The sequence below is a fragment of the Variovorax sp. 10L421 genome (assembly GCF_056395365.1).
Window position 1 is genome coordinate 153,645 of the sequence record NZ_JBFTJJ010000010.1, and the last position, 20,295, is coordinate 173,939.

General features: G+C 67.3%; 18 protein-coding genes. 4 read left to right on the forward strand and 14 right to left on the reverse strand.

The features are described 5' to 3' along the window. Window positions 1-21 precede the first annotated feature (21 nt). The 7 genes from AC1DFC_RS15520 to AC1DFC_RS15550 all read right to left on the reverse strand — a co-directional run bounded on the left by AC1DFC_RS15520 (window position 22) and on the right by AC1DFC_RS15550 (window position 7,607). On the reverse strand, window positions 22-810 hold the full coding sequence (locus tag AC1DFC_RS15520; RefSeq protein WP_413332223.1) for an L-iditol 2-dehydrogenase: 789 nt from the start codon (window positions 808-810) through the stop codon (window positions 22-24). Beyond that, the gene (gene dalD / locus AC1DFC_RS15525) at window positions 807-2,198 is read right to left on the reverse strand and encodes a D-arabinitol 4-dehydrogenase (protein WP_478179532.1); all 1,392 of its coding nucleotides are present in this window, start codon (window positions 2,196-2,198) and stop codon (window positions 807-809) included. Before dalD ends, AC1DFC_RS15520 begins: the two co-directional genes overlap by 4 nt. A 76-nt stretch (window positions 2,199-2,274) precedes the next feature. Continuing rightward, window positions 2,275-3,315 (reverse strand): ABC transporter ATP-binding protein, encoded by a 1,041-nt coding sequence (locus AC1DFC_RS15530; protein ID WP_413315202.1) that lies wholly within the window; start codon window positions 3,313-3,315, stop codon window positions 2,275-2,277. Window positions 3,316-3,332: 17 nt separating this feature from the next. Further along, the gene (locus AC1DFC_RS15535; RefSeq protein ID WP_007834022.1) at window positions 3,333-4,169 is read right to left on the reverse strand and encodes a carbohydrate ABC transporter permease; all 837 of its coding nucleotides are present in this window, start codon (window positions 4,167-4,169) and stop codon (window positions 3,333-3,335) included. Window positions 4,170-4,182: 13 nt separating this feature from the next. After that, window positions 4,183-5,040, reverse strand: coding sequence for a carbohydrate ABC transporter permease (locus tag AC1DFC_RS15540; protein ID WP_007834021.1), 858 nt, complete (start codon window positions 5,038-5,040; stop codon window positions 4,183-4,185). A 147-nt stretch (window positions 5,041-5,187) separates the two neighbouring features. Further along, window positions 5,188-6,498 carry an ABC transporter substrate-binding protein gene (locus tag AC1DFC_RS15545; protein ID WP_478179533.1) on the reverse strand — a complete coding sequence of 437 codons (1,311 nt, stop codon included), beginning with the start codon at window positions 6,496-6,498 and terminating at the stop codon, window positions 5,188-5,190. A gap of 179 nt (window positions 6,499-6,677) precedes the next feature. After that, on the reverse strand, window positions 6,678-7,607 hold the full coding sequence (locus AC1DFC_RS15550) for a LysR family transcriptional regulator (protein WP_007834019.1): 930 nt from the start codon (window positions 7,605-7,607) through the stop codon (window positions 6,678-6,680). A gap of 94 nt (window positions 7,608-7,701) precedes the next feature. On the opposite strand from AC1DFC_RS15550, the gene AC1DFC_RS15555 reads away from it, so the two are divergent. Continuing rightward, a complete protein-coding gene (locus AC1DFC_RS15555; protein WP_007834018.1) occupies window positions 7,702-8,676 on the forward strand; it encodes a Bug family tripartite tricarboxylate transporter substrate binding protein in 975 nt (324 codons plus the stop codon). 46 nt (window positions 8,677-8,722) lie between these two features. Further along, window positions 8,723-9,775, forward strand: coding sequence for a 4-hydroxythreonine-4-phosphate dehydrogenase PdxA (locus AC1DFC_RS15560; protein ID WP_413332217.1), 1,053 nt, complete (start codon window positions 8,723-8,725; stop codon window positions 9,773-9,775). A 31-nt stretch (window positions 9,776-9,806) separates the two neighbouring features. Here the strand turns inward: AC1DFC_RS15560 and AC1DFC_RS15565 are convergent, their stop codons facing one another. The 3 genes from AC1DFC_RS15565 to tal all read right to left on the reverse strand — a co-directional run bounded on the left by AC1DFC_RS15565 (window position 9,807) and on the right by tal (window position 12,795). Continuing rightward, window positions 9,807-10,139 (reverse strand): DUF805 domain-containing protein, encoded by a 333-nt coding sequence (locus AC1DFC_RS15565; RefSeq protein ID WP_007834009.1) that lies wholly within the window; start codon window positions 10,137-10,139, stop codon window positions 9,807-9,809. A gap of 143 nt (window positions 10,140-10,282) precedes the next feature. Beyond that, a complete protein-coding gene (gene pgi / locus AC1DFC_RS15570; protein ID WP_478179534.1) occupies window positions 10,283-11,836 on the reverse strand; it encodes a glucose-6-phosphate isomerase in 1,554 nt (517 codons plus the stop codon). 2 nt (window positions 11,837-11,838) lie between these two features. After that, window positions 11,839-12,795 (reverse strand): transaldolase, encoded by a 957-nt coding sequence (tal, locus tag AC1DFC_RS15575; RefSeq protein ID WP_007834007.1) that lies wholly within the window; start codon window positions 12,793-12,795, stop codon window positions 11,839-11,841. A gap of 228 nt (window positions 12,796-13,023) precedes the next feature. Between tal and AC1DFC_RS15580 the strand changes: the two genes are divergently transcribed. After that, complete coding sequence (locus AC1DFC_RS15580) at window positions 13,024-13,695, forward strand: lipocalin family protein (RefSeq protein ID WP_413335588.1); 672 nt, start codon at window positions 13,024-13,026, stop codon at window positions 13,693-13,695. Here the strand turns inward: AC1DFC_RS15580 and AC1DFC_RS15585 are convergent. Genes AC1DFC_RS15585 through AC1DFC_RS15600 form a run of 4 tightly spaced genes read right to left on the reverse strand, consistent with a single transcriptional unit; the run spans window position 13,641 to window position 18,646 of the window. Beyond that, window positions 13,641-14,303, reverse strand: coding sequence for an HAD family hydrolase (locus tag AC1DFC_RS15585; RefSeq protein ID WP_478179535.1), 663 nt, complete (start codon window positions 14,301-14,303; stop codon window positions 13,641-13,643). The two genes, AC1DFC_RS15580 and AC1DFC_RS15585, sit on opposite strands and share 55 nt — an antisense overlap. Window positions 14,304-14,315: 12 nt before the next feature. Then, on the reverse strand, window positions 14,316-15,365 hold the full coding sequence (locus tag AC1DFC_RS15590; RefSeq protein WP_056594817.1) for an ABC transporter ATP-binding protein: 1,050 nt from the start codon (window positions 15,363-15,365) through the stop codon (window positions 14,316-14,318). Then, complete coding sequence (locus AC1DFC_RS15595) at window positions 15,362-17,623, reverse strand: ABC transporter permease (RefSeq protein WP_478179546.1); 2,262 nt, start codon at window positions 17,621-17,623, stop codon at window positions 15,362-15,364. Before AC1DFC_RS15595 ends, AC1DFC_RS15590 begins: the two co-directional genes overlap by 4 nt. Before the next feature lie 12 nt (window positions 17,624-17,635). After that, the gene (locus tag AC1DFC_RS15600; RefSeq protein ID WP_478179536.1) at window positions 17,636-18,646 is read right to left on the reverse strand and encodes an ABC transporter substrate-binding protein; all 1,011 of its coding nucleotides are present in this window, start codon (window positions 18,644-18,646) and stop codon (window positions 17,636-17,638) included. Between the two features lie 155 nt (window positions 18,647-18,801). Here AC1DFC_RS15600 and zwf point away from each other — a divergent pair, with 155 nt between their 5' ends. Further along, the gene (zwf, locus tag AC1DFC_RS15605; protein WP_413315194.1) at window positions 18,802-20,274 is read left to right on the forward strand and encodes a glucose-6-phosphate dehydrogenase; all 1,473 of its coding nucleotides are present in this window, start codon (window positions 18,802-18,804) and stop codon (window positions 20,272-20,274) included. The last annotated feature ends 21 nt before the right edge of the window (window positions 20,275-20,295 follow it).

Consider the following 20,295-nt stretch of genomic DNA (forward strand, 5'->3'; position numbering starts at 1 on the left):
TTGCAAGCATGCAGAGAATCATCAGCTCATGACATTGCCGCCATCGACATTCAAGGTCTGCGCCGTGATGTAGCGCGCCTCGTCGCTGGCAAGAAACACGGCCGCGCCCGCGATGTCGGCCGGCACGCCCATGCGGCCGAGCGGCACCTCCAGGCCCACGCGGCGCTTCTTCTCGCCGGGCGGCAGCCCTTCGGCCTTGGCGAACAGGCTGTCGACATGGTCCCACATCGGCGTGTCGACCACACCGGGTGCAATGCCGTTGACACGGATGCCGTGCGGCGCCATGGCCAGCGCGGCGCTCTGCGTATAGCTGATGACCGCGGCCTTGGTGGCGCAGTAGTGCGACACCAGCGCCTCGCCGCGCCGCCCGGCCTGCGAGGCCATGTTGATGACCGACGCGCCCTGCGTGCCCGCTTCGACCATGTGGCGCAGCACGGCCTGCATCACGAAGAACATGCCCTTCACGTTGACCGCGAACAGCCGGTCGAACGAAGCCTCGTCACTGTCGAGCAGCGGCGCCAGGTCGAACACGGCAGCGTTGTTGAACAGCGTGTGGATCGGACCGAAAGCGACCTGCGCCTCGGCCAGCATGTGCGAGATGGCCTGTGTGTCGGTCACGTCGGCCGCGATGTAGGCCAGCTTGTCGGGGTGGCGCTGCTGCAGCGCCCGCACGGCCTCGGGCGCCCCTGCAGCGCGGTCGACCACGCTGCAGCGCGCGCCCTCGGCAATGCAGGCCTCGGCCACGGCCAGACCGATGCCGCCACCGGCGCCGGTCAGCAGCACATGGCGGTTCTTCAAACGTTCGCTCATATCGTTGCTCCAGAGTTCAGGAAATTTGCCACGCGCCCGCTCGCTGCGCGCACGGCGTCGACCAGCCGTGCATCGCCCGCGGCGGTGCCCCACAGTCCCGCGTCCGAACACAGCGCGAGCACCGGATCGGCGGCGTCGCAGATCGCGTGCGCCGCGGCCTCGTCCATGCCCTGGTCCTGGTAGGCATAGGGCAGCGCGCCACGATGCCAGCGCTGCAGGAAGGCCAGGAACAGCGCGGGCAGCATCGCAACGCTGTCGATCGGCTGCCCCGCGGCGAGCCGCTCGCGCACTGTGGGCGCGATGAAGCCCGGGATCTTCGAGAAACCGTCGGCCGCCACGCGCTGGTTGGTGTCGCGGATCGCGGGGTTGCCGAATCGGTCGAGCACCACGTCGCGGTAGGCCGCGAGGTCGATCGGGCTCGGGCTGAGGCACGGGATCACATCGTCGGTGACGTAGTCGAACGCCATCCTGCGGATGGCCGCGTCGTGCGTGCCTTCGTGGATGAAGTTCAGCCCTGCCAGCGTGCCCGCCCAGGCGATGCAGCTGTGCGTGGCGTTGAGGATGCGGATCTTGGCCTCTTCGTAAGGCTGCACCGATTCGACCAGCTCCACGCCCACGCGGCCCCAGTTGGGGCGCCCGGCCGCGAAGTTGTCCTCGATCACCCACTGGATGAAGCTCTCGCCCGTGATGGCTGCCGCATCGTCGCGGCCGGTCGCGGCCTTCACGCGCGCGCGCAGCTCGGGCGGCGGGCGCGGCGTGATGCGGTCGACCATCGCGTTCGGGCAGGTGGTGTTCGCTTGCACCCAAGCCAGCAAATCGCCATCGCCCGCGCGCTCGATGAATTCGAGCAGCCCGGCACGGAAGCGATCGCCGTTGTGGCGCAGGTTGTCGCAGTTGAGCAGCGTCACCGCGCCCGCTTGCGCGGCCTTGCGCGCGCGCAGGATCGCGCAGACGGCGCCATAGATGGTCACGCCCTCGCCACCCGCCTCGCCGCGCCGCGCGCGCTCGATGTCGGCCGCGAGATCGCCGAACGACAGGTCCAGCCGGCCCTTGGTATCGAGGTAGTAGCCGGCCTCGGTCACGGTGAACGAAATGATGCGCGTGGACGGTGCCGCGCCGCGCGCGACCACCGCGGCCAGCGAAGGCTCCCACGGCAGCACTTCGCGGATGGCTTCGATCTGTTCGTAGCGGTACTCGCCGGCCGGCGACACGGTTTCGAGCGTGTAGCGGCCGCCCTGCGCCTGCAGTGCGGCGACGAGCTCGGCCATGTCGGGCCGGATGTTGGCGCCCGAGAGCGACCAGCGGGTGTCACCCGCATCGATCAGCCGTTGCAAATAGACGGCCTGGTGGGCCCGATGGAACGAGCCGAGTCCAAGGTGAAGCACCATGGACTCCGAAGGAGCCGGTGGAGTTGGCGCGTCGAGAGGCGCTGCTGCGAGGGTCACGGGAATGTTCCGGAAGAAATCAGGCGGAGACCGAACGGCCTTCACGGTTGAACAAATGGAGCACCGACGGATCGAGCTCGACCGCCACGTCGTCGCCGGCGTGCAGCGGCGTGCGCTCGTTCTGGCGTGCGATCAGCGGCACGCCGCCCACGTCGACGTGGATCAGCGTGTCGGCGCCGAGGGCTTCGACCAGCTCGACGCGGCCCTGCACATCCGACACCGGCGCGCCCTGCTTCGGATGCACGCGCAGGCCTTCGGGGCGCACGCCCAGGAAGCCGTCGGCCGGCAGCTTGCCGCCGGTGGCGGCCGAGAAGCTGGGAATCGCATTCGCCGCCACCATGTTCATCGACGGCATGCCGATGAACTGCGCGACGAACTGGTTGGCCGGGTGGTCATACAGTTCGAGCGGCGTGCCGACCTGCTCGATCAGCCCGTCCTTGAGCACCACCACGCGGTCGGCCAGCGTCATGGCTTCGACCTGGTCGTGCGTCACGTAGATGGTGGTGGCGCCGAGCGCGCGGTGCAGCTTGTGGATCTCGACGCGGGTGTTGCCGCGCAGCGCCGCATCGAGGTTCGACAGCGGCTCGTCGAACAGGAACACCTTGGGCGCGCGCACGATGGCGCGGCCGATCGCCACGCGCTGGCGCTGGCCGCCCGACAGGTCCTTCGGCGTACGGTCAAGGTACTGCGTGAGGTTGAGCGTCTTGGCCGCATATTCGACCTTGGTCCTGATCTCGCTCTTGCCCACGCCCGCGAGCTTGAGCGCGAAGGACATGTTGTCGTACACGCTCATGTGCGGATAAAGCGCATAGCTCTGGAACACCATCGCCAGGTCTCGCTTGCCCGAGGGTGTCCAGGTGATGTCCTTGCCGTCGAGCAGCAGGTTGCCGCTGGTGATGGGCTCGAGCCCCGCGATCAGCCGCAGCAGCGTCGACTTGCCACAGCCCGATGGCCCCACGAAGACGATGAACTCGCCCTTCTGGATTTCGAGGTCGACGCCCTTGATGATGTTGACTTCACCAAAGCTCTTCTTGATGTCTTTGAGTTGCAGGTAGGCCATGAGTTGTCTCCCTTTCTTTACTTGACGGCGCCGAAGGTCAGGCCTTGCACCAGTTGCTTCTGGCTGAACCAGCCGAACACCACGATGGGCGCGATGGCCATCAGCGAAGCTGCCGACAACTTGGCCCAGAACAGGCCCTCGGGGCTGGAGTACGAGGCGATCAGCGTGGCCAGCGTGCCGGCCTTGGCGGAGGTGAGGTTGAGCGCCCAGAAGGCCTCGTTCCAGCTCAGCACCAGGCACAGCAGGCCGGTCGATGCGAGGCCGCCCACCGACAGCGGCATCACGACGTGTCGGAACTCGGTCCACAGGCTGGCGCCATCCATGCGCGCAGCTTCGAGGATCTCGTTCGGAATGTCCTTGTAGGCGCTGTAGAGCATCCACACCATGATCGGCAGGTTCGACAGCGTGAACACGATGGTCAGCGCGGTGAGCGAATCCAGCATGCCCGCGGTCTGCGCGATCACGTAGATCGGCACCAGCGCGCCCACGGCCGGCATCATCTTGGTGGAGAGCATCCACATCAGGATGTCGCGCGTCTTCTTCGTGCGGAAGAAGGCCATCGAGTACGCGGCCGGCGCCGCGATCAACAGGCCGAGGATGGTCGAGCCCAGGCTGGTGATGAGCGAGTTGCGCGCGTACAGCAGGTAGTCGCTGCGCCGCTGCACCTCGCCGAAGTTGTCGAGCGTGGGCTCGAAGACGAAGAGCGGCGGTACATGGATCGCCTGCAGCTCCGTCTTGAAGGCCGTGAGGAACAGCCAGCCGAGCGGGAAGAACAGCAGCAGCGCGACGGCCCACGCACCCACGGTGCGCAGCAGCTGCGGCAGGAAGTTGCTGGGAGCTTGTATCTGTTGCATGGCTCGCGGCTCCTCAGTCCAGGTTCTTGCCGATGATGCGGATCAGGAACACGGCCACGATGTTGGCCAGCACCACCGCGAACAGAGCGCCCGCCGAGGCCACGCCCACGTCGAAGTTCATGAGCGACTGCTTGAAGATCATGTAGGTCATGTTCGTGCTCTCGTTGCCCGGGCCGCCGTTCGTGGTGATGGCGATCTCGGCGAACACGCTGAGCAGGAAGATCATCTCGATCATGATCACCACCGCCATCGGGCGGCCGAGGTGCGGAATGGTGAGATAGAAGAAGCGCTGCACCGCGCTCGCGCCGTCCATGCGCGCGGCCTCCATCTGCTCGCGGTCCAGCGACTGCAGCGAGGTGATGAAGATCAGGCAGGCGAACGGCAGCCACTGCCAGGCCACCATGATGATCACGGAGAGCAGCGGCACGTCGGTGAGCCAGTCGACCGGCTGGGCGCCGAAGGCGCGCCACACGTCGGCCAGCACGCCGTAGATGGGGTTCATCATCATGTGCTTCCACAGCAGCGCGTTGACCGCGGGCATGACGAAGAACGGCGAGATCAGCAGCACCCGCACGATGCCGCGCCCAGGGAAGGGCTCGTTCACCAGCAGCGCGAGCAGCACGCCCAGCACCACCGTGATGACGATCACGCTGCCGATCAGCAGCAGCGTGTTCCACGTGGCCGGCCAGAAGTCGGGGTCGGTGACGAAGTAGTGAAAGTTCTCGATGCCCGCGAAGGTGTGCTCGCCGGGCTGCATGAGGTTGTAGTTCACCAGCGAGAAGTACAGCGTCATCACGAGCGGCACGATCATCCAGGCGAAGAGCGTGAGCACGGCGGGCGCCATGAGGGCGCGGGGCAGGAGTCGTTTCATGGGCAGTCCCTTCTTGTTGTCTCTGGCTCCTTCCCCCTCTGGGGGAAGGCGGGGATGGGGGCTGCCTGATCAGGCGCGGCACCGAACGTGCGCCGCGAGCCCCCACCCCTACCCWCCCCCAGCGGAGGAGGGAGCAAGCCCGAAGACTTACTTGTAGTACCCGGCCTTCTTCATCTCGCGCTCGGCCGCCGTCTGCGAGGTCTTCAAGGCCTGGTCGACCGTCACCTTGCCCGACAGCGCCGCGCTCATCTGCTGGCCCACCGCCACGCCGATGGCCTGGAACTCGGGAATGGCCACGTACTGGACGCCGACGTATGGCGACTTGGGCAGCGTGCTGTCGGTGAGATTGGCCGTGTCGATGGCCTTCTTCTCGGCTTCGGCGAACTTCGCAACCTTCTGGAACTCGGGGTTCGCGTAGGTCGACTTGCGCGTGCCGGTCGGCACCGAGGCCCAGCCGGTTTCCTTGGCCACGAGGTTGACGTAGTCCTTGGAAGTGGCCCACTTGATGAACTTCTGCGCGGCCTCGTCCTTGGTCGAGCTTGCCGGAATGGCGAGGTTCCACGACCAGAGCCAGTTGGCACCCTTCGGCGTAACGGCGGTCGGCGCCTGCGCGAATGCCACCTTGTCGGCCACCTTCGACTGCTTCGGGTCGCTGATGAACGAGGCCGCGATGGTCGCGTCGACCCAGGCCGCGCACTTGCCTTCGTTGAAGAGCGCGAGGTTCTCGTTGAAGCTGTTGGCCGAGGCGCCCGGGGGGCCATCCTTCTTCATCATGTCGACGTAGAAGGTGATCGCGTCCTTCCAGGGCTTGCTGTCGATCTGCGGCTTCCACTGCATGTCGAACCACTGGCCACCGTGGGTGTTGACCAGCGTGGTCAGGAAGGCCATGTTGTCGCCCCAGCCCGGCTTGCCGCGCAGGCACATGCCGTACACACCGGCCTTCGGGTCGTTGGCCTTGTCGGCGAACTCCTTCACCTGCGCCCAGGTCGGCTGGTCGGAGAACTTGACGCCGACCTTGTCCGCCAGGTCCTTGCGGTACATGAGCATCGAGCTCTCGCCGTAGAAGGGCGCGGCGTAGAGCTTGCCGTCGTTCGACAGGCCGTTGCGGATGGCGGGCAGCAGGTCGTCCACGTCATAGGCGGCGTCGGTGACGATGGGCTTGAGCCAGCCCTTCTTCGACCAGATCGGGGTTTCGTACAGGCCGATGGTCATCACGTCGAACTGGCCGCCCTTGGTGGCGATGTCGGTGGTCACGCGCTGGCGCAGCGTGCCCTCTTCCAGCGTGACCCACTTGAGCTTGATGTCGGGGTTGGCTTTTTCGAAGAAGGGGGTGAGCTTCTGCATCTCGATCATGTGGCCGTTGTTCACGGTCGCGATCACGAGTTCGGTGGCAGCCTGGGACACGGCGCCCGTGCCGATGAGTGCGAGGACGAGGCCCGCTTTCAGAAAACGCTTCATGTTGTCTCCTAGAGGTGAGCGACGCCCTCTTGTTTGTCGGGTCGCCGTGGTCGGATTCTGGAGAAACGCGCTTGCGGTTTTGGTACTTCCGCAGTCGATACCAGTACTTTCATGCACCAGTTGGCTAGTGAATTCCCTAGTTCACGCAAGACAGCATGTAAAACGGCAACCCAAAGGCTTCAGCCGCCGCCCAGCAACTGGCGCCGGAACTGGGCGGCGGCCGGCGAAAGCGCACGGTCCTCGCGGGTGATGAGGCAAATCGGCGGCACGCGCACCGGCAGTTCCACCGGAACGGTGCGAAGCACGCCCAGCCGGGCGTAGTGGCTGGCCTGCGAGGCAGGCATCACAGCCGCCATGTCGGAGCTTTCCAGCAAGGCGGTGATGGCAATGGGCGATGCCGTTTCGATGATGTCGAGCCGGGCCTGGATGCCCGCCTCGCGCATCGCCGCCTCGAAGCGCCCGCGCTGCGGCGAGCCCGGCGGCTGCAGCACCCAGGACCAGTTCGCCATCTCGGCCAGCGTGACCGTGGGGCGATCGAACACCGGGTGCGCGATGCGCACCACCACCACCTGCGATTCGCCCAGCAGCGGCACGCTCGCGTACTTCGCCTCGTCGTGGCCGTCGGTGAGCCGGCCCAGCACGAGGTCGACATCGCCCTGCTCCAGCTGCGCCTGGATCACGTCGCTGGTCTCGACCACCACCGACACGGCCACCTGCGGATGGCGGCGGTGGTACTCCACCAGCGCCGGCGCCAGCAGCTCGGGCACGGCGCCCGGTACGCTGCCCACGCGCAAGGCGCCGCTCAGGCCCGAGCGCAGGGCCAGCATCTCCTCGCGCGCAGTGCCGAAGTCGCTGAGCACGCGGCGGGCATAGCGGATCAGGATCTCGCCGTAGGGCGTGGGCTCCATGCCCCGCGCCAACCGCTCGAAGAGCTTTTCACCGAGCGAGTCTTCAAGCTGCTGCAGCAGCTTGGTGGCCGCGGGCTGGCTGATGTTCATGGCCTCGGCCGCGCGGCCGAGATGGCGGTGGGCATCGAGCCGGGCCAGCAGCAGCAACTGGCGCGGCCGAACGTGGAGCATCAGCGAGGCGTCGGTCGAGCCGGAGTTCATGCACAAAAGTATATGAAGCTTCGGGCTTTTTCGATTGGATCGGGATGGCGAAGCTCCGTACGCTCGGTCCCCACAACAAGCAGGAGACGACCCGATGAAGCTTTACTCCCTGGCCCGCGCGGCAGGCCTGGCCGCCGCGCTGCTGGTCGCGGCGTCGGCCGGCGCCCAGTCCGCCTACCCCGACAAGCCCCTGCGCATCATGGTGGGCGCCTCGCCCGGAGGCGGTACCGACATCCTTGCGCGCGTGCTGGCCGACAAGCTGTCGCCAGCGCTCAAGCAGCCCGTGGTGGTCGAGAACCGGCCCGGCGCCTCCAACACCATTGCCGGCGAACTCACGGCCCGCGCGCCGGCCGATGGCGCCACGCTGCTGCTGGCCACCAACACGGCGCAGGCAGTGGCGCCGCACATCCTCAAGCTCAAGTACGACCCGCTGAAAGACCTGCAGCCCGTGGGTCTGGTGGCCGTGATGCCCAACGTGCTGGTGGTGTCCGCGAACTCGCCGTACAGGTCGGTGAGGGACCTTGTGACGGCGATGGCAATGAAACCCGGCGGCTTCAAGTACGCGTCGTCCGGCATCGGCAGCACCCAGCACGTGGGCGGCGAGGCCTTCAACCTGGCCACCGGCATGAAGTCGATCCATGTGCCCTACAAGGGCAGTTCGCAGGCGCACGTCGACATCATCTCGGGAGAGGTCGACATGATGTTCGACAGCACCTCCTCGGCCATGGGCCAGATCAGGGCCGGCAAGTTCCGCGCGCTGGCCGTGAGCGCGCCGCAGCGCTCGCCCGAGCTGCCCGACGTGCCCACGCTGGCCGAGCAGGGCATCAAGGGTGCCGACGTGTCCACCTGGTACGGCCTCTACGTGACGGCCGGCACGCCCCGCCCCGCGATCGAGCGGCTGAGCGCCGAACTCGTGCGCACGCTGAAGCTGGCCGATGTGCAGAGCCGCATCAAGGCACTGGGCGGCGAGCCTGGAACACTGACCGGCGAACCCTTCGCGGCGATGAACAGGCAGGAGTTCGACCACTACGGCCAGCTCGTGCGCGACGCCAACATCAAGGCCGAATGAGCCGGCCCTTGTTCCCCTTTTTCTTCAACCGCATCCAACCGACACCATGCCCACCCCACCCAAGACGCCGAGCGTGATCTCCGCCAAGCCCCGCATCGCCGTGCTGCTCGGCGACCCCGGCGGCGTCGGCCCCGAAATGGCCGTGAAGCTGCTGGCGCGCCAGCGCAACCTGGACGCCGCGCGCGTGCTGCTGATCGCCGATCCGGTGGTGCTGGCCGCTGGCGAACGCGTGGCGGGCCTGAAGCTGGCCCCGCTGCAGGTCGCGAGCCTCGACGAGCTGCATTTCGAGGACGGCCGGCCCAGCCTGCTCGCGCGCGACTGGATGAAGGGACAGGAGCCGGTGCCCGGCGAGTCGAACGAACAGTCCGGCCGGGCTTCGTTCGAGGCGCTGGAACTGGCCACGCTGGCGGTGCGCCGCGGCCAGGCCGAGGGCATCCTTTTCGCGCCGCTCAACAAGCATTCGCTGCGCCTGGGCGGCCTCGTGCACGAGGACGAGCTGCGCTACATGCAGGAGCGCTTCGCGGTGACGGGCTTCGTCTGCGAGTTCAACCTCACCGGTTCGCTGTGGACCTCGCGCGTGACCTCGCACATTCCACTGAAGGACGTGGCGAGCCACATCACCGTGCAGGGCGTGAGCGACGCGGTGAAGATCATCGCCGCCGCGCTGCGCCGCGCGGGCGTGGCGGAACCGCGCATCGCGGTGACGGGGCTCAACCCGCACGCGGGCGACGGCGGCTCCATCGGCATGGAGGAAATCGAGATCATCGCGCCCGCCGTCGAGCGGCTGCGCGCCGAGGGCTTCGACGCACGCGGCCCGTTCTCGCCCGACACGGTGTTCATCGGCGCGCGCCGCGGCGACGTTGATGCGGTGGTGTCGATGTACCACGACCAGGGCCAGATCGCGATGAAGCTCATGGGCTTCGAGCAGGGCGTGACGCTGCATGGCGGCCTGCCTGTGCCGGTGGCCACGTCGGCCAGCGGCAGTGCATTCGACATCGCGGGCCGGGGCATCGCGAACATCGAGGGCCTGCAGCAGGCCTTCGACCTGTGCGTGCGCATGGCGAGCGGCCAGGAAAAAGGGCCGCTTGCGCGGCCCTGACGATCCAGCGCTGCGTGCGCCGTTGCAAAGCTCAGGCGCTCGCCGGTGCGCCGTGCGGGTTGGTCTCGGGCTGGGAGGGCTGCACGTAGAAATAGATCAGCACGAGGTTGACGATCGGGATGAGCATCAACAACTGGAGCCAGCCGCTCTTGCCGATGTCGTGCAGGCGGCGCGCGCCCACGGCCAGCGCGGGCAGCAGGAAACCCAGCGCCGCGATGACGTACACGAACTGATGAATGAGGCTCGCAACGATGAGCACGATGACCTCGGCCAGCACGAACCACCAATATTCCGAGCGCGATGCGCGCCCGTTGAAATCGGCGTATTTGCTGAAACAAGTCTTGACCGCTGTTTGAAAATCCATTGATCGACTCCTCTTGATGGGTCCCAGGGAAATTTCCCCGGACCGATCATATCGATGCATCTTCCAACGGCAAACTCGGCCATTCGTACGCAAACAAACGGCTTATTTCAAGAAGCCGCCCAACGAATCCGGGTCCGGATTCTTCAGTTTCCCAGCCGCTTCAACAGCCCTGCCGTCGATGCATCGAGCCCCGCGACGTCGCCCGAGGCCAGGCGCGGCTCGATGTCGCGCGCGAGCACCTTGCCCAGCTCCACGCCCCACTGGTCGAAACTGTTGATGCCCCACAGCGCGCCACTGGTGAACACGCGGTGTTCGTACATCGCGAGGAAGGCGCCCAGCGATTCGGGCGTGAGCTTCTCGAACACGAAGAAGGTGCTTGGCCGGTTGCCCGGGAAGTTCTTGTGGCCGCCCTCGTCGAGCTTGCCGACCATCAACGCCTGCGCTTGCGCGAGCGCGTTGGCCAGCAGCTTGGGGTGATGGCCTTCAAGGTCGTGCGCCGCGTCGCGCACCGCCACGAATTCGAGCGGAATCACGTCGGTGCCCTGGTGCAGCATCTGGAAGTAGGCATGCTGGCCGTTGGTGCCGGGCTCGCCCCAGAGCACGGGCGAGGTGCCGAAGTCCACGGGCTTGCCGCTGGCATCGACCTGCTTGCCGTTGCTTTCCATCTCGAGCTGCTGCAGATAGGCCGGCACGCGCTTGAGTGCGCTGTGGTACGGCGCGATGCTGCGGCTCGTGAACTTGTGGAAGTTGCGATACCAGACGTCGAGCAGGCCCAGCCGCACCGGCAGGTTGTGCTCCAGCGGCGCGGTGCGGAAGTGCTCGTCCATCGCATGCGCGCCCGCCAGCAGGCGGCGGAAACCGTCGGCGCCGATGGCCAGCGCAATCGGCAGGCCGATGGCCGACCACAGCGAATAGCGCCCGCCCACCCAGTCCCAGAAGCCGAAGGTGGTGTCGATGCCGAACTTCTTCGCCGCTTCCACGTTGGTGGTGAGCGCCGCGAAGTGGCCCGCGATGTCGGTGCCGCCCGACTGCTCGTACCAGCGCCTGGCCGACTGCGCGTTGGTCATCGTCTCGGCCGTGGTGAAAGTCTTCGAGGCAATGAGGAACAGCGTGTGCTCGGGCGCCAGGCCCTGCAGCACGCCGGCCAGCTCGTGGCCGTCGACGTTCGAGACGAAGTGGAATCGCTTGCCCGGCGCGGCGAACTCGGCCAGCGCCAGCACCGCCATCTGCGGGCCGAGGTCGGAGCCGCCGATGCCGATGTTGACCACGTCGGTGATCGTGTGGTCGCCGCGCACCTTCTCTGCATAGGCCAGCATCGCATCGAGCGTGGCGTGCACCTCGCGCAGCTCGTTCGCGGTCTTGGGCCCGGTCGGCGCATCGGCCGGCGCGCGCAGCAGCGTGTGCAGCACGGCGCGGTCTTCGGTGACGTTGATGTGCTCGCCCGCGAACATGGCGTCGCGGTGCGCCTCGAGGCCGCATTCGCGGGCCAGCGCGAGCAGCAGCTCCTCGGTGCGTGCGTCGACCAGGTTCTTCGACAGGTCGGCGAAGACATACGGCGCCTCCTGGCTGAAACGCGCAAAGCGGTTCGCGTCGTCCACGAAGGCATGGCGCACGTCGAACTGGCGGCCCGCCGTTTCGAAGCTGGACTGGAGTTGCGCCCAGGCCGGCGCATGGTCGCAGCGAAGGGTCATGGCCATGTTTACTTGCCGCTTTCCTGCATGAGTTTTTCGAGCTTCACAGCGTCGGCTGCGAAGGCGCGGATGCCTTCCGCGAGCTTCTCGGTGGCCATGGCATCTTCGTTCAGCGCAAAGCGGAAGCCCGCCTCGTCGTAGCTGACCTTGGCGATGTCGCCCCCGGGTGCGGCCTTGGCGTCGAGCGCGTGCTGCAGCGGTTCGTTGCTGGCGGCCAACTCGGCCAGCAGCTCGGGGCTGATGGTCAGCAGGTCGCAACCAGCCAGCGCCTGGATCTGTCCCACGTTGCGGAAGCTCGCGCCCATCACCTCGGTCTTGATGCCGTGCTGCTTGTAGTAGTTGAAGATTTCCCGCACTGACTTGACGCCCGGGTCGTTGGCGCCGGCACTGGCCGCTTCGTCCCACTTGGCGCCGGCCGACTTCTTGTACCAGTCGTAGATGCGGCCCACGAAGGGCGAGATGAGCTGCACGCCGGCCGCGCCGCAAGCCACGGCCTGCGCGAACGAGAACAGCAGCGTGAGGTTGGTGCGGATGCCCTTCCTCTCGAGTTCGCGCGCCGCCTCGATACCTTCCCAGGTGGAGGCCACCTTGATCAGCAGGCGCTTTTCGGTGTCGATGCCTTCGGCCTTGTAGAGCGCCACGATGCGCTCGCCGCGCGCCACGGTCGCGGCCGTGTCGAAGGACAGGCGGGCGTCGACCTCGGTCGACACGCGGCCCGGGATGATCGAGAGGATTTCGCTGCCGAAGCGCACCAGCAGGCGATCGATGACCTCATCGAGCGGCTTGCCGGCGTGCTTCTTCACGGTTTCATCGAGCAGCGGCCGGTATTCGGCCTTCTGCACGGCCTTGAGGATGAGCGACGGATTGGTGGTCGCGTCCTGCGGCCTGGAAACGCTGAGCTGCTTGAAGTCACCGGTGTCGGCGACGACGGTGGTCCACTGGCGGAGGGCATCGAGTTGGTTCATGAAATGATTATCCAGTGCGGGTTGTGACAAGTCCTGCACGCAGTTGCGCGTGGGCCGATGTTTTCATGCGCACCGTAGCACGGGTTTTCCGCCGCTCTATCAGCCTGTTGCGTACAGGGTTGTCAGCCGCCCTGCCCTACACCGGCTGTGGTCCGTGGCTGACGGCATCGGCCGCCCGCCCGGGGCTACGCTGCGCTCCACGCCGAAATTTTCAGCCAGGAGCCCCCCATGTCCCATCGCCAACGCGGCCCCGCGCCTCCCGACGGCCAGCCCTTCGACGACCGCCGCACCAGCGCGGCGATCGGCACCATGGCCACCGCTTTCGTCATGGGCGGCGCCGCGGCCTGGCTGGCCCTCCAAGCTTCGCGCACCGCGCGTGTGCAACCGGCCGGCCCGGCCGACGGCGCACCGCTGATGCGGGCTCCGCTGCAGGTGGTGGCGCCGGTCGACCTGCGGCGCTATGCCGGCATCTGGCACGAGCAGGCGCGCCTGCCGAACCGCTTCCAGAAAGCCTGCGCCGGCCCCGTGACCGCCGAGTACACACTCCAGCCCGACGGCACCGTGCAGGTCGTGAACCGCTGCGCGCGCGCAGACGGCAATTTCGACCAGGCGACCGGCACCGCGCGCGTGGTGCCCGTGGCAGGCCAGCCCGGCGCGGGCCGACTCCAAGTGCGCTTTGCGCCCGCCTGGCTTAGCTGGCTGCCCATGGTCTGGGGCGACTACTGGATCCTGAAGCTCGACCGCAACTACGAGGTGTCGCTCGTCGGCACGCCCGACCGCGAATACCTCTGGGTGCTGTCGCGCGCGCCGCGCCTGGACGACGCGGTGCTGAAGGCCGAGCTGGACTACGCCAGCAGCCTGGGGTTCGACACCGACAAGGTGGTGCTGACCGGTAGATAGCGCTGCAGCTGCGACGGCAGCATGGCCGGCGTGGTGCAGTGGATGGCCTGCCAGCCGAAGGCGCGCGCCGCCTCGACGTTGGCGGCGGAGTCATCGATGAACACGGTCTGTTGCGGATCGAGCGCGTAGCGCATCGCCAGCACCTCGTAAATCTCGCGCTCGGGCTTGAGGAACTTCACGTCGCCCGAGAACACGCCGCCGTCGAAGCGCTGCATGAACGCATGCCGGCGCTCGATGGCGCGGGCGTACGACGCAGGCATGTTCGACAGGTAGTACAGGCGCAGCGGCTGGCCGGCCTCGCGGTGCGCGACCAGCTGTTCGAGCATGTCGACCGTGACGCCGATCGGCTCCAGCCGCTCGCCCAGTCCTTCGAGCATGGTGCGAAGCGGCCCGGCCGGCAGCGAGAGCCGGGTCGACATGCGGGCGATGGCATCGTCCAGCGTGCGGGTGCCGCAGTCGAAACCCGTCCAGTCGTCGTGATGGAAAAGTGCCCGGCCCATGGCGACCGCGGCGGCCTCAGTGGGCGCGTGCTGCGCGAGATGGGCCTGTACCAGCCGGGTGGGCTCCCATGCGAACAGCACGGCGCCCAGGTCGAAAACCACGTTCATGGCGCCATTGTTTCATGCACCGGGCACCACGCTCACGCCGTGGGCTCCCAGCGACAGCGTGGCCTGCGCGCCCGCCGCCAGCGGACGGGACAGGTCGTTCGACACCACGAAGACCGGTCCCAGGGTAGTGTCGAAGCCGTATTCGTAGAAGCTGCCGAGGTACGCCGCCTTGCGCAGCGTGGCCGGCAGGCCGCTGCCCGCGTCCGCGGCGCCGATCTGCCAGGCTTCGGGACGCACCGCAACCTTCACCGTGCCGGGTGCCACCGCATGGCGCGGCTGCAGGCGCAGCGGGCCGAGCGCCACGCTGCCGTCGGCGTGCGCCGTGGCGGGGAACACCATCGCCTCGCCCATGAAACCGGCGACGAACTCGCTCTCGGGCCGCCCGTAGAGCTGCTCGGGCGTGCCGCGCTGGGCGATCACGCCGTGGTCCATCACGATGATCTGGTCGCTCACGGCCAGCGCCTCGCTCTGGTCGTGCGTGACGTAGGCCACGGTCAGCTTCAAGCGCTGCTGCAGCGCGCGGATTTCCTCGCGCATCTCGCGGCGCAGGCGGGCGTCGAGGTTGGAGAGCGGCTCGTCGAAAAGCAGCACCGCCGGCTCCAGCACCAGCGCGCGCGCCAGCGCCACGCGCTGCTGCTGGCCGCCCGAGAGTTCGCTGGGCAGCCGCTCGTCGAAGCCGACCAGGCCCACGCCGCGCAACGCCTCGCGTGCCCGCGCGGTGGCCTCGTCCTTCTTCACGCCGCTCATGCGCAGCCCGTAGCCCACGTTCTCGATCACGTTCATGTGCGGGAACAGCGCATAGCTCTGGAACATCATGCTGACGTTGCGCTCGGCCGGCCCCAGCGTGGTGACGTCGCGCCCGCCCATGAAAATCGAACCCGAGGTCGGCGACTCGAGCCCCGCGATCATGCGCAGCGTAGTCGTCTTGCCGCAGCCCGACGGGCCGAGGATGGTAGTGAGCGTGCCGACCGGCACTTCGAAGCTGATGCCCTTGACGGCCAGCGGCGCGTTCCTGTCGGTGCCGTAGCGCTTGGTGACGTTGCGGAATTCGATGCCGTTCATGCCAGGCCTTCCATTTTGTGATGTCCCTGATGCTGCGGCGTGGCCCCTCGTCGTCCCAGCTTTCGCTCTCCCACCACGAACTGCACCAGTGCAATCGCCAGCGACATCAGGATCATCAGCACCGTGCAGTACGCCAGCGCGATACCGTAGTCGCCGTTGCCGACGCGGCCGATGATGTAGGTGGTGGCCAGCTCGTTCTCGGCCGTGACCAGGAAGATCACCGCGCTCACCGTCGTCATCGCGCGCACGAAGCTGTAGACCAGCGCGGCCACCAGCGCGGGCTTCAGCAACGGCAGCACCACCTTGAAGAGCGTCTGCGAGGTCGATGCGCGCAGCATCAGCGAGGCTTCGTCGAGCGAGCGGTCGAGCTGCTTGAAGGCCGCCGTGCCCGCCCGCACGCCCACTGGCAAATTGCGAAACATGAAGCACAGCACGATGATGAGCCCCGTGCCCGTGAGCTCGAATGGCGGCACGTTGAAGGCCAGGATGTAGCTCACGCCGAGCACCGTCCCCGGGATGGCGAAGGCCAGCAGCGCGCCGAACTCGAACAGCCCCTGTCCCCTGAACTCGTTGCGCGCCAGCAGCCACGCGATCAGCAGGCCGAGCGCCGCAGTGATGGGCGCCGAGATGCCCGCGAGCTTGAGCGTGGTGATCAGCGAGTTCCATGCCGTACCCGCCCACACCAGCCCGAACTGCCCCCATTCGAGCGAGAACGCGTTCCTGAAGTGGTTCAGCGTGAAGCTGTAGTCGCGCCCCCAGGTCTGCACGAAGCCGCCCGCGAAGGCGAACAGGTAGACCACCGCGGTGAACGCGATCCACGGCAGCGCGATGCACAGGATGGTGCGCCGCACGCCGTCGGGCAGCGCCATCGGAATGCCTGCGTCGCCCTTGCCGCTCACAGTGGTGTAGTTCTGCTTGCCGAGCACGCCGCGCTGCAGCGCGAACACGCCGAGCGCAAACAGCGTCAGCACCCAGGCCAGCGAGGCGGCGCGGCCCTGATCGTACTGCGCGCCGACGATGGCGAAGAAGATGTCGGTCGACAGCACCGAGAACTGCCCGCCCACCACCACCGGGTTGCCGAAGTCGGCGATGCTCTCGATGAATCCCACCAGGAAGGCGTTGGCCAGCCCCGGCTTCAGCAGCGGCAGCGTGATGGTGAAGAAGGTGCGGCGGCGGTCGGCGCGCAGCATCTGCGCGGCTTCCTCGAGGCTTGGCGCAATGCCCTGCACCACGCCCCGCATGATCATGAAGGCGATGGGCGTGAACGCGAACAGCTGCGCCACCAGCACGCCCGGCATGCCATAGAACCAGCGCGTGGGCTCGATGCCGAACACGTTCTCCAGCACCTGGTTGACGATGCCGGCGCGGCCGAACAGCAGGATCAGGCCGAGGCCCACCACGAACGGCGGCGTGATGATCGGCAGCAGCGCCAGCACCCGCAGCGCGCCTTGCCCGCGCTTGCTGCCGCGCTCGGCCATCAGCGCCATCAGCGTGCCGAGAAAGGTCGTGCCGGCCGCAGTGAGCAGGGCCAGTACCAGCGTGTTCCACGCCACGCCGCAGCGCACGCCGCCGGAAAGGCACCCCAGCCCCCAGATGCGTTCGGTGAGCACGCGCGCGACAAACGCGGCGATCGACCACTGCCCGTCCTCGTTGAAGAACGCGCCCGACAGCGCCTTGCTCACCGGGTAGGCGATGAACAGCGCCATCAGCACGCCGCAGCCGATGACCGCGGCCGCCACGAACAGGTCACCCTTGAAAAGGCCGAGCCGCGCGATGCCGAAGGCGGCCAGCAGCACGAGCGCAGTGAGCGCCACGAAGCCGCCCGCGCCGATGCCGAACTGGTTGACGGCCAGATCGCCGAACTGCGTGTTGAGCGCCGCGAAGCTCCAGCCCCGCGCGCCGATCGCGAAGCCTGTCACGGCCAGCCCGATGGCGCCGACCGCGCCACCCGCGAGCAGCCAGCGTCCCTGGCTGCGGCCAGCAGGCAGCCACGCACCTACCGCGCACATCAGCAGCCCAGCAAGGCCGACGAAGAGCCAGCCCCGACCCTGCGTCGCCGCCTGCATCAGGCCGTTGGCACCCTCCGCCTGGCCGAACACCTGAGGAACGGCTTCGTACCAGGTCGCGTCCTGAATCGCATACCAGGGCAGCAGCAGGTACGCGGCAAGGCCCAGCGCGACCCATGCCCAGATCCAGCGCTGCGAGCGCCTGGCCGCGGCCAGTGACGCCGGATTGACCGGCACGCCGGTGTCGATCAAATGCGCAGCCACTCAGCGCGGCAGCGAATTGACGTCTTTTTCCCAGCGCGCGATCAGGCGCCGGCGCTCGGTGCTCGCGCCATATTTGGCGTAGTCGTAGTTGATGAACTTGATCTTCTTGAAGTCGGGGATGCGCGGGTCGAGCTTGGCGTTCACGTTGCTCGGCAGCTGGAATTGCTTGTTGGCGGCGCCGAGCTCCTGCGCGGCGGGCGTCAGCGCCCACTCGTAGAACTTCTTGGCCGCCTCGAGGTTGCGCGCGCCCTTGACGATGCTCATGGAGCCGATCTCGGCGCCGGTGCCGTCGCTCGGCGTGATGGTCTCGACCGGGAAGCCCTGCATCTTCTCGCCGGGGCCGTCATGCACGAAGCTGATGGAAATCGCGGTTTCGCCGCGCGCCACCGCCTTGATCGGGCCGGTGCCCGAGCGGGGGTACTGGCCGACATTCTTGTGCAGCGCCTTCAGGTAGTCGAAGGCCTTGTCCTCGCCCATCAGCTGCACCAGCGTGGCGATCATGGTGTAGGCCGTGCCGCTGGAGGCCGGGTTGGCCACCTGGATGTCTCCCTTGTACTCGGGCTTGAGCAGGTCGGCCCAGGTCTTGGGCACGGGCAGCTTCTTCTTGGCCAGCAGCTCGGGGTTGTAGCCGAAGCCCAGCGGACCCGAGTAGATGCCGACGGTCTTGTAGCCCGACTGCCTGGCCTGCTGCTGGGCCCAGGGGTGCAGCTGCGAGAGCGTGGGCGACTTGTATTCGAGCGTGAGCCCCTGCTCGGCCGCCTGCAGGTGCGGGTCGCCGGTGCCGCCGAACCAGACGTCGGTCTTGGGGTTGTCCTTTTCGGCGATCAGCTGGGCCAGCGCCTCGCCGGAGCCCTTGAGCGCCATGTTGATGCGCGCACCGGTGGTGCGCGCGTAGACGGTGGAGATCACGCTGCACCACTCGGCCTGGACCGAACAGATCACGTTGACGGTCTGCGCCGACGCGGCGGCCGACAACCCGAGCAGCGCGGCTGCGGTAAAAAGCTTCTTCATTTGAATTTTCTCCGCCTCATGCATAAAAAAAGGCCTCGCGGCCACAGGTCAGCGTAGCTTTAGTACAGGTCGGGCGAATCGGTACAAGTACCATCGCATGTGGCCCTCTCGGCGGCCCACGACCTGCTCGGCATTCAGACAAAGGAAAGTTTTTCATGAGCTTCGATCTCGTTCTGTTCGGCGGCACTGGCGATCTCGCGTGGCGCAAGCTCATGCCCGCGTTGTTCCAGGCATTCCGGCACGGCAGCCTGCCGCAAGACGGGCGCATCGTCGGCGTGGCGCGGGACGACCTGTCGGACGACCAGTACCGGGAACTGATCCAGTCGCGCTTCAGCGCGGTCGAGGGCGCCAAGCGGCCCTCCCCTGAGGAGTTCGAGAAGTTCGCGTCGATGCTGCACTTCCTGCGCATGGACCTGTCCAAGCCCGACGACTATGTGCGGCTGGCCGACCTGCTCAAGCAGCGCGACGCGAAGACGATCGTGATGTACGTCGCCACGGCGCCCGCGCTCTTCACGCAGGTGGTCGAGCAGATCGCCGCGGCCGGCCTCAACGGGCCGAGGACGCGCATCGTGCTCGAAAAGCCGCTGGGCCATGACCTCGCCTCCAACCGCGCGATCAACGCCGCGGTCGGCAAGGTGCTCGAGGAGAAGCAGGTCTTTCGCATCGACCACTACCTCGGCAAGCCATCGGTGCAGAACCTGTTCGCCATGCGCTTTGGCAATGCGCTGTTCGAGCCCATCTGGCGCCGCGAGCACATCGCCAACATCCAGATCACCATGGCCGAGGACCTGGGCGTGGAAAAGCGCGGCGCCTTCTACGACCAGACCGGCGCGCTGCGCGACATGGTGCAGAACCACGCGCTGCAGTTGCTGTGCGCGATCGGCATGGAGCCGCCGATCAACTCGCACGCCGACGCCATCCGCGACGAAAAGCTCAAGGTGCTGCGCGCGCTCAAGCCCTGGACGCCCGAAACGCTGGGCCTGCACACGGTGCGCGGCCAGTACACGGCCGGCACGGCCTACGGCGAGCGCGTGCCGGGCTACCGCGACGAGCCCGGCGTGAACCCCGATAGCCGCACCGAAACCTTCGTGGCGCTGCGCACCGAAATCGCCAACTGGCGTTGGGCCGGCGTGCCCTTCTACATCCGCACCGGCAAGCGGCTGGCCTCGCGCGATGCGCGCATCGAGGTCAACTTCAGGCCCACGCCGCATGCGATCTACCGCGCGCCGACCGGCAACGTCAACAAGCTGGTGATCAACCTGCAGCCCAAGGACGGGCTGGAACTGCACATGCTCGCGCAGGCCCAGGACAACCGGCAGCGTGGCGGCAACGGCCACAGCAACGCCGCGCAACTGGCGCCGGTTCAGCTCGACCTCGACTTCGACAAGCGCTTCGGCGCCGAGCGCGTGGGCGCCTACGAGCGCCTGCTGCTCGACGTGATCGACGGCCGCCTCAACCTGTTCGTGCGCAGCGACGAGCAGGAAGAAGCCTGGCGCTGGGTCGAGCCGCTGATCGACAGCTGGGAATCGGACGGCGGCCCGCGCCCCTATGCGGCCGGCACCTGGGGCCCGAGTGCGTCGAGCGCGATGATTGCGCGCGACGGGTTCGCCTGGGGCGAGGAGCAGTAACGCTGCTGCCGCGCCGGCGCG